Annotated in this window: 7 protein-coding genes and 1 riboswitch; of the genes, 4 read left to right on the top strand and 3 right to left on the bottom strand. The window is 67.2% G+C overall.

Features of this window, described 5'->3' with window-relative positions; translation table 11 throughout:
• Positions 1-364: 364 nt before the first annotated feature.
• A complete protein-coding gene (gene map, locus Q0X68_RS05860; protein ID WP_108869934.1) occupies positions 365-1,210 on the bottom strand; it encodes a type I methionyl aminopeptidase in 846 nt (281 codons plus the stop codon).
• A gap of 31 nt (positions 1,211-1,241) precedes the next feature.
• Positions 1,242-2,069 carry a DUF2510 domain-containing protein gene (locus Q0X68_RS05855; protein WP_108869932.1) on the bottom strand — a complete coding sequence of 276 codons (828 nt, stop codon included), beginning with the start codon at positions 2,067-2,069 and terminating at the stop codon, positions 1,242-1,244.
• Between the two features lie 107 nt (positions 2,070-2,176).
• Between Q0X68_RS05855 and Q0X68_RS05850 the strand changes: the two genes are divergently transcribed.
• On the top strand, positions 2,177-3,472 hold the full coding sequence (locus Q0X68_RS05850; RefSeq protein WP_297748896.1) for a glutamine synthetase family protein: 1,296 nt from the start codon (positions 2,177-2,179) through the stop codon (positions 3,470-3,472).
• Here the strand turns inward: Q0X68_RS05850 and Q0X68_RS05845 are convergent.
• Positions 3,465-3,884, bottom strand: a complete 420-nt coding sequence (locus Q0X68_RS05845; RefSeq protein ID WP_297748887.1) for a sterol carrier family protein — start codon at positions 3,882-3,884, stop codon at positions 3,465-3,467. The genes Q0X68_RS05850 and Q0X68_RS05845 overlap by 8 nt on opposite strands.
• Positions 3,885-3,943: 59 nt before the next feature.
• Between Q0X68_RS05845 and Q0X68_RS05840 the strand changes: the two genes are divergently transcribed.
• The 3 genes from Q0X68_RS05840 to Q0X68_RS05830 all read left to right on the top strand — a co-directional run bounded on the left by Q0X68_RS05840 (position 3,944) and on the right by Q0X68_RS05830 (position 8,789).
• Positions 3,944-6,841 (top strand): bifunctional [glutamine synthetase] adenylyltransferase/[glutamine synthetase]-adenylyl-L-tyrosine phosphorylase, encoded by a 2,898-nt coding sequence (locus Q0X68_RS05840; RefSeq protein ID WP_297748884.1) that lies wholly within the window; start codon positions 3,944-3,946, stop codon positions 6,839-6,841.
• A 33-nt stretch (positions 6,842-6,874) separates the two neighbouring features.
• Positions 6,875-7,008, top strand: a riboswitch (FMN riboswitch).
• 183 nt (positions 7,009-7,191) lie between these two features.
• Entirely contained in the window at positions 7,192-7,881 is a 690-nt protein-coding gene (locus Q0X68_RS05835; RefSeq protein WP_297748881.1) for an ABC transporter permease, read from the top strand.
• The gene (locus Q0X68_RS05830; RefSeq protein WP_297748879.1) at positions 7,878-8,789 is read left to right on the top strand and encodes an ABC transporter substrate-binding protein; all 912 of its coding nucleotides are present in this window, start codon (positions 7,878-7,880) and stop codon (positions 8,787-8,789) included. The genes Q0X68_RS05835 and Q0X68_RS05830 overlap by 4 nt, the downstream gene beginning before the upstream one ends.

The following is an 8,789-nucleotide window of genomic DNA, read 5'->3' as shown; positions in this document are numbered from 1 at the left end:
ATACGGGCCTGCGGCCCTACTCGACGGTCGGGGGGGGGCAGTCGCTTCAGCACCGGTGGTTGAGTGGCCACGAAGTGGCGTGTCGAAACTCGTTGCTGCGTCTCGATACGGGCCTGCGGCCCTACTCGACGGTCGGGGGCAGTCGCTTCGGCACCGGTGGTTGAGTAGCGACGTAGGCGCGTATCGAAGCCACATCTGGCGGATGATTTCGACTCGCGGGCTGCGCCCGCGGCTCAATCATTGGAGGGAGAAACTGCAAAACTCGCCATCAGACGGAATTGTCCCCGCTCAGGTGAGCGTGAGGCATCCAGCTGTTGTCGAGTTTTGCAGTTTTGTTTGGGGCGGGGAAACAGTCGGGAGCAGCTCAGGCGGTGAGGATCTCGGCTCCGTCGTCGGTGACGACGAGGGTTTGCTCGAACTGGGCGCACCACGACTTGTCGAGTGTGGTGACGGTCCAGTCGTCGTCCCAGACCTCCGACTCGTAGTTGCCGAGCGTGAGCATCGGCTCGATGGTGAAGGTCATGCCCGGCTCCATGCGCGTGTCGAGGCGTGGCTCGTCGTAGTGCAGCACCACGAGCCCGGAATGGAACTGCGTGTGCACGCCGTGGCCGGTGTAGTCACGCACCACCCCATAACCGAAGCGCTTGGCGTAGCTTTCGATCACCCGCCCGATCACGGACATCGGCCGCCCGGGCTTCACTGCCTTAATGCCGCGGTTGAGCGCCTCCTGCGTGCGCTCGACGAGCAGCTTGTGCTCCTCGGACACATCACCACACAGAAACGTGTAGCAGTTGTCGCCGTGGACACCGTCGTAGAACGCGGTGCAGTCGATCTTCACGATGTCGCCGTCTTCGAGCGGGCGGCTATCCGGAATGCCGTGGCAAATGACCTCGTTCACCGACGTACAGATCGATTTCGGGAAGCCGCGGTACCCCAACGACGACGGGTAGGCGTGGTGGTCGAGCATGTACTCGTGCGCGATGCGGTCGAGCTCATCCGTCGTAACGCCGGGCGCGACGGCCTTGCCGGCCTCGTGCATCGCGTCGTGGGCAATCTTGCCAGCCACCCGCATGCGCTCGATCACGTCGTCGGACTGCACATGCGACCCGGTGTAGGGGGTCGGCCCTTCCTTCCCGACGTACTCCGGCCGGGCAATCGACGCGGGAACTGGGCGGACGGGGGAGACGGTATGCGGGGTAATGATGCTCACAGTTTCACCCTAGCGCTTGTCTCGAGCGGGTTCACTCGACGGCGATGCTGTCGAGCGACTGGCGAACCTCCTCGATGGAGGAGGCATCGTCGATGGTGGCGCAGCCCGCCACGACGCTGAGCTCACCGTCGCGCCCGAGATCGAAGACGTACACATCCAGTAGGTCGCCTTCGATGCCGTCCTCCCTGTCCACATAGATGTTCGTCTGAATATGCCAACCTGTGACCCCGGAAATCTCCACCTGTTCATTGACCAGGTCTTCGCGACCAGTGAAGCCGTCGTACATCCACGACGACGCCATGCACGACACCATCGCCGCCGCAGCCTGCTTCGGGTTGCGGAACCCGTCCTCGGCGCGCACGGTACCGATGTCCATCGACGCCACCCAGCCCGGCACGATTTGCCGTGTCACCGAGTTTTGCTCCGCCATCCACGGCATATATGTGGGCTCGTTGCTCCAACCGTCGGCGCTCGGAGCCACGACGGTGAGCCCGCCGCCATGCAACAGCCCATTCGCGTCCACTTCACTCGTCGGGTAACCGACGGTGGGGCAGTCCTCAGGTTTGGCGCCGCCGTCCTCGGTGGGCGCGGGCTCGTCGGGTTCTCGCGTGCGCTCATCCCACGGCTTCACGCTCGGACGATCGGAGCGGGAATCTTCTGGCGGCGCAGCGAGAGGTTTCATGATGCTCGAAGGTTGCAATACCAGAACGACGATCACCGTCGCGATGAGCAGCAGGCCGCCGACGATCCAGCCCGCAGGCGACGACTTCTGGGGTTTCTCGTCGTGCCATTGGGCACCATCCCAGTACCGCGGCGTACCGCGGCCTTCCGGGTTGGGGTACCAGCCGGGCTGACTCATACCCCGCAGTGTAGTTGTCCAACAAACCGTGGTGTGAGCGCCGCGACGGTGCGCCGTACGGCACACTTGGGCCCATGGACACTCAGGCCGAAACCGTATTTCGACTCATCGAAGAGCATCAGGTTCGATTCATCCTGCTGTGGTTCACCGACGTGCTGGGCAACCTGAAATCCGTGGCTATCGGGCCGGGTGAGGTTGAGGTGGCGCTCGCGGAAGGCGTCGGCTTCGACGGCTCGGCCATCGAGGGTTTTGCCCGCGTGTTCGAGGCCGACATGGTGGCCCACCCGGACCCCTCTACGTTCCAAGTGCTGCCGTGGATGACCGAATCCGGCCTTGTCACGGCACGCATGTTCTGTGATGTGCGGCTCCGTGATGGGTCCCCGAGCTTCGCCGACCCCCGCTACGTACTGAAACGCGCCGTCGACAAAGCCGCCGACGCCGGGTTCAGCCTGCAGGTGCACCCCGAGATTGAGTTCTTCGTGCTGAGCCAGCTCAACCCGCCAGTGCCCTTCGACAACGGCGGATACTTCGACCACACCACCCTGAGCAGAGCCAACGACGTGCGACGCGAGGCCATTCTTGGCCTCGAGGACATGGGCATCTCCGTCGAGTTCAGCCACCACGAAGGCGCCCCCGGACAGCACGAGATCGACCTGCGTCACGCCGACGCGCTCACGATGGCGGACAACATCATGTCGTTCCGGGTGGCGGTGCGCGAGGCCGCAGCCTCACGCGGTCTGCATGCCACGTTCATGCCGAAGCCGTTCACGCAGTATCCAGGCTCGGGCATGCACTCGCACCTGTCGCTGTTCGAGGGCGACACGAACGCGTTCTTTGACGCCGCCGACGAATACCAGCTGTCGAAGGTGGGACGGCACTTCATCGCGGGGCTGCTGCGGCACGCTCCCGAGATCACTGCGGTGACGAACCAGTGGGTGAACTCCTACAAGCGCCTCGCCGCAGGCGACGAGGCCCCGAGCTATGTGTGCTGGGGGAGAGCCAACCGGTCCGCCCTCGTGCGCGTTCCGCAGTGGACGCCTGGCAAGGCATCGAGTGCGCGCGTGGAGTATCGGGCGATCGATTCCGCCGCGAACCCGTACCTCGCCTACGCGCTCCTGCTTCGCGCAGGGCTGCAGGGTATCGAGGGCGAATACCCCCTGCCGACTGAGGCGGAAGAAGCGGTGTGGACGCTGTCTCGTCGCGAACGCCAGGCGCTGGGCATCGACGAGCTGCCCCGCAACCTCGACGGCGCGTTGCGGGTGATGGAGGGCTCGGAACTCGTCGCGGATACCCTCGGCGAGCACGTCTTCGAGCACTTCCTACGCAACAAGCACGAGGAGTTTGAGGACTACCGCCGCCAGACCTCGCAATGGGAGATTGACCAAAACATCGCCGTCATGTGAGCGGGAACGCCTGCGCCACCTCGTGCGCGTGGGCGCCCGATGCCCGGACCGCAGCGTCGGCATAGGCCACGCGCCCCGTCACGAGGGCGAGAAACACCGTCGGATCAATCTCGACGACGTTGGGCGGGGTACCACGCGTGTGCCGCGGGCCGGAACCGAAGCTCAACTGCACCGCCGCAAATGGCGGCACGCGCAACTCGATGGCGTGGCCGCCGAAACGCTCGCCCAACAGCCCACACGCCGCGCGCGTAGCCGCAGCGACGAGGGGGCGCGGCAGCTCTGCATGCTCCGACGCCGCCCGCAGCAGCAGCTGCGTCAGGTCGGGGCGTTTCGCCGACAATTCCGCATCGAGATCGCGCTCATCCACGAGCGGGCGGAGCGCTTGCGTGACGGCATCGGTGGGGCGAAACATGCATCGAGCCTAGCCGGGCACGCCTGTAGCCGACGCGTCGAGGGCCGTAGACTCCTTCCATGGCGCGGCTCCACTCACCCCAAGCTGAGTTTGCGCGGCGAGGATTCGCCCAACCCACCTCGGCCGCGCGTATCTGGCAATCCTGGCCGGACGACGTCCGCGCCAAGTTGGATCTCGACTGGTTCGCCCCGGTAGGCGACCGCTTCGGGGCACTCCACGCCCTCGACGCCATCGTGCAGGCCGGGCGGCATCGCGAGTTGCTGGGCGACGCGGATTGGGCGCGACGCGTGCTCCTCGTCGCGGGTGCATCGTCGGTGCTGGCCACGGCGCTCGGGCGCGAAGAGCACCTGCTGGATCTCCTGCGCGACCCACCGCGCCCGCGCAGTGCCGACGACTGGCGCCGCTTTTTTGCGGAGCGCCTACCCATCGTCGACGGGGTCTGTGCCGACACCGCAGACGAGCTGCGCGTGGCAAACCGAGCCGCGCTCACGCTCATCGCCGCGCGAGACCTCGAGGCAGAGGATCCGACGGCGCTCCTCGCCGACATCACGCACGAGCTCGCGCACGTGGCTGACGCCGTGCTCGACACGTCGCTCGCACTCGCGCGCGCCGAGGTGCCGCAGTGGGCCGACGCGAAACTCGCGGTGATCGCGCTCGGCAAAACCGGCGCCCAGGAGCTCAACTACATCTCGGATGTGGACGTGCTCTACGTCGCAGAGCCCGCCCGCGACGACGTGCCCACCGACCACGCCCTCGCCGTCGCCACGCGCATCGCGGCCGCCCAAGCGCGCATCTGCTCCGCCCGCACCAGCGCCGGCACCATCTGGACTGTCGACGCCGCGCTGCGCCCCGAAGGCAAAGCCGGGCCGCTCGTACGCACGCTCGAATCATGCCGCCACTACTACGAACGCTGGGCCAAGCCCTGGGAGTTCCAGGCCATGCTGAAGGCACGCCCGGCCGCCGGCGACCTGCAACTGGGGCAAGCGTTCGTCGACATGCTTGCGCCCAAGGTGTGGCAGGTCGCCCACACCGACGGTTTCCTCCCCGAGATGCGCGCCATGCGCGAGCGGGTCATCTCACTTATCCCGAAGTCGCAGGCCGACCGCGACATCAAACTCGCCAGCGGCGGCCTGCGCGACACCGAGTTCTCCGTGCAGCTCCTGCAGCTCGTCCACGGCACCTCCGACGAACGCATCCGCTGCCAAGGCACGCTCGACGGCCTCGAGGCCCTCGTCGCACACGGATACATCGGCCGCGACGACGGCGCCAAGCTCGCGCAGGACTACCGCATCCAGCGCGTGATCGAGCACCGCATCCAACTCGCCCGATTGCGGCGCACCCACCTCGTTCCCGACGACGAGCACCAGCTCGCGGAACTCTCACGCACCGCGCGGATACCGGACGTGTGGGAGCAGTGGAAAACCACCCGACGAGATGTGCGACGTCTGCGTCAGCGCATCTTCTTCTCGCCCCTGCTCGATGTGGTGGCGCAATCACCGTCGGGTGCCCTGCTCAGCCAAGACGCTGCCCGAGCGCGCGCGAAGGCGCTCGGTTTTCTCGACCCGCGAGCCGCACTCACCCACATCGAGGCGCTCACGACGGGTACGTCGCGGGCAGCGGAGATCCGTCGGCACCTCATGCCAGCCATGCTCGAATGGATCGCCGACGGGCCGAACCCCGACTTCGGGTTGCTCTCGTTTCGTCAGCTCTCGGAAGCGCTGGGGGAGGAGAGCTGGTACCTGCGGGCACTGCGCGACGAGGGCTACATGGCCAGGCGGTTCGCGACGGTGGCTTCCACGAGTCGGTTCGCCGTCGCGCTGCTCCAGCGGGTGCCGCAATCCGTGCGGCTGCTGGCCTCCGACGACGACCTTCAGCCACGCCCGCGCGACGAGCTCGTCGCGGCCTTCAAGACCACCGCCGCCCGCCACGACGACGCCGACCGCGCCGTCGCGTCCATGCGCGCGCTGCGGCGTTCCGAGCTCGCCCGTATCGCCATCACCGACGTGCTGGGCCGCGTCGACGTCGCCCAATGCGGCCAGGCGCTGTCGTCGCTGGCGGACGCGACGCTCGAGGCTGCGCTGGATATCGCCCGACGCGAACACGCCGCGCCGGAGCTCGGCATCATCGCGCTCGGACGTTGGGGTGGCTCGGAGATGAGCTACTCGTCAGACCTCGACGCGATGTTCGTGGTACCCGACGGCACCGACGCCGCCGGACTGGAAGCGGCGACGAAACTCGTCCGACGTGCCGCCGAGATCCTCGGGCGTCCTGGCCCAGACCACGGGCTGACGCTGGATTCCGACCTGCGTCCCGGCGGGAAGAGCGGCCCGCAGGTGCGCACCCTGGCCTCATACCGTACCTACTACGAGCGATGGGCCGCGACGTGGGAGCGGCAGATGCTCCTTCGCGCCCGACACGGCGCCGGCGATGCCGCGCTCGTCGCACAGCTGCTGCACGACGCAGACCCCTACCGGTACCCGCCCGAGGGGCTCGCGCCGTCGGAGGTGACAGAGATCCGTCGACTGAAATCGCGCATGGAGCGCGAGCGCATTCCGCGCGGTATCGATCGCGACCGCCACCTCAAGCTCGGCCCGGGCGGGTTGGCCGACATCGAATGGACCGTGCAGTTGCTGCAGCTTCAGCACGGCCATGCGAACCCCGAGTTGCAGACCACGTCGACGCTCGCAGCCCTCGACGCCGCCCGCTCGCTCGGGCTCATCGCGGCCCCCGACGCGGACGCGCTGCAGGAGGCATGGCGGCACGCCAGCAGCGTTCGCGACGCGGTGATGCTCGTGCGTGGCCGCGCCGCCGACGCGCTCCCCACTGACCCCAGAGACCTCGCGGCCATCAACACGCTGCTAGGCATCGACGGGCCGGCGAGTGAGCTCGTCGAGATCACCCGACGACACGCGCGCCGAGCGGCGGCCGTCGTCGAGCGCTACTTCTGGGGCGAGTGACGATGCCGAGGTGCGGTGGGGTACAGTGAGCGGCACGTATTCCGGGGTCGGTGAAAGTCCGAACCGGCGGTGACAGCCCGCGACCCTCGCGCTGCCTTACGCAGCAACAGGTTGACTCGGTGAAACTCCGAGGCCGACAGTCAGAGTCTGGATGGGAGGAATGCGAACGGCTCGCGCCCTACATCGCGCGTGCCCGCTTGCTGCCCCGGTATTGGAAGAAGGGACACCGGATGGCAGCGAGATCGCGGTTCTGGACCGCATTCCCCGCGCGTTCGCGCCCCCGAACCAGTACCGAACGCATCGTCGTGCCCACAATCTCGGCGGTCGTCTTCGTCGCCTGTTGGTGGGTAGTGAGCCTCTTCGTTCCGACGCTACTCCTGCCGAGCCCCTTCGACGTGGCCACCCGCGTCGGGCAGCAGGCCGTGAACGGCGTCGCCTCCCAATACTTGTGGCCGACGGTGGGTCCGGCCCTGCTTGGGGTCGGTATCGCCGTCATCGCGTCGGTGACGATCGGCATCCTCGTCACACACTCGCGCCGGTTGGCGTCGGTGTTTGAGCCGTGGGTGGCGCTGTCTCAGACCGTGCCGCTCGTCGCTATCGCCCCTCTCCTCGTCCTCTGGCTCGGATACGGCACCGTGCCGATCGCGTGCTTGTGCGCGATCGTCGCGTTCTTCCCGATGGTGACCACCACCATCGTCGGGTTCCGGAATCTCGACATGCGCGTCCTCGAACAGGCCGTGCTCGACGGCGCCTCCCCCTGGCAGCGCCTCATCGTCGTCGAGATCCCCATGGCCGCGCCCTCCGTGTTGGCGGGCATCCGAGCCGGATCCGTGCTGGGCATGACGGGCGCCGTCGTCGGCGAATTCGTCATGGGCGGCACGGGGCTCGGCACTCTGCTCACGCTGTCTCGGCAGGCCTCCGACACCGTCGGGGTGTTCACCGTGATCGTGTGGATTTCAGCGGTGGCCATGGTGCTCTACTGGCTCGTCGCGCTGTGCGAGCGAGCCGCCACCAACCGCGTCCAAGGAGAGGACACATGACCATCAACCGCCGCACCTTCATCACCGGCGCGAGCCTGGCTGGGCTCGCCGCATGTAGCCCGTCGCAGCAGCCAGCCGAGCGCGAGGCGATCACAGTCGGGCTCACCTATATCCCGAACGTGCAGTTCTGCCCGTTCTACCTGGGGGTGCAGGAGCGCCTGTTCGACAATCTCGACGTGACGCTGCGCCACCACGGTGAACAAGAAGGGCTGTTCGAGGCGGTGAAGCTGGGACGCGAAGACATCGTGTTCGCCTCAGCCGACGAGGCCGTTATCGCCGGCGACCTCGAGGTGGTCGCCACCGCCTACCAGCGCTACCCGGCCGAGATCATGATCGCGGGAGGAGCATCGTCGCTGGAGGACCTACGCGGGAAATCCCTGGGCATCCCCGGTCGCTTCGGCTCCAGCTACTACGCCGCGCTCGCCGCGCTGGATACCGCCGGACTCACGGAACAGGACGTGAAGCTCGTGGAAATCGGGTTCACGTCGGTGGCGGCACTCTCGACGGGCAAGGTGGACGCCATCGTCGGATTCAGGAACAACGAGCTCGTGCAGTTCGAACAGCAGGGGATCGAAGTGGCCTCGCTGCCCATCGCGCCCAAACCCGTACTCGTGGGCCCCAGCCTCATCACGACGAAGGAGCGCGCGAAGGAGCCGTGGGTGCGGGCAATCGTCGACGGGATGCTCGAGGCAGAGCGGCGCATCGTCGGCGACCCGAAGGCCGCGATCGACGCCACGGCGAAGGAAGTGCCCGCGCTGCAGGAGGCCGAGCAGCGTGCGAGCGCCGAGCGGGTACTCGCGGCCACCGCAGAGCTCTGGAAGGGCGACGCGGACGCGCCACACGTCGACGTTGATCCGGCTGCGATGCAGCGGATGGAGGAGTTCCTGCAGAAGGCAGGCATCAAGTAG

The sequence above is a fragment of the uncultured Tessaracoccus sp. genome, from assembly GCF_947286155.1.
GTDB lineage: Bacteria > Actinomycetota > Actinomycetes > Propionibacteriales > Propionibacteriaceae > Arachnia.
Note: the sequence above shows the minus strand (reverse complement) of the source record. Positions and strands in the feature narration are given on the sequence as shown.

Coding starts and splice junctions, on each gene's coding strand:
- Q0X68_RS05845 (WP_297748887.1), bottom strand. CDS start 3,884: ATGTTTCGCCCCACCGATGCCGTCACGCAAGCGCTCCGCCCGCTCGTG.
- Q0X68_RS05855 (WP_108869932.1), bottom strand. CDS start 2,069: ATGAGTCAGCCCGGCTGGTACCCCAACCCGGAAGGCCGCGGTACGCCG.
- Q0X68_RS05840 (WP_297748884.1), top strand. CDS start 3,944: ATGGCGCGGCTCCACTCACCCCAAGCTGAGTTTGCGCGGCGAGGATTC.
- Q0X68_RS05830 (WP_297748879.1), top strand. CDS start 7,878: ATGACCATCAACCGCCGCACCTTCATCACCGGCGCGAGCCTGGCTGGG.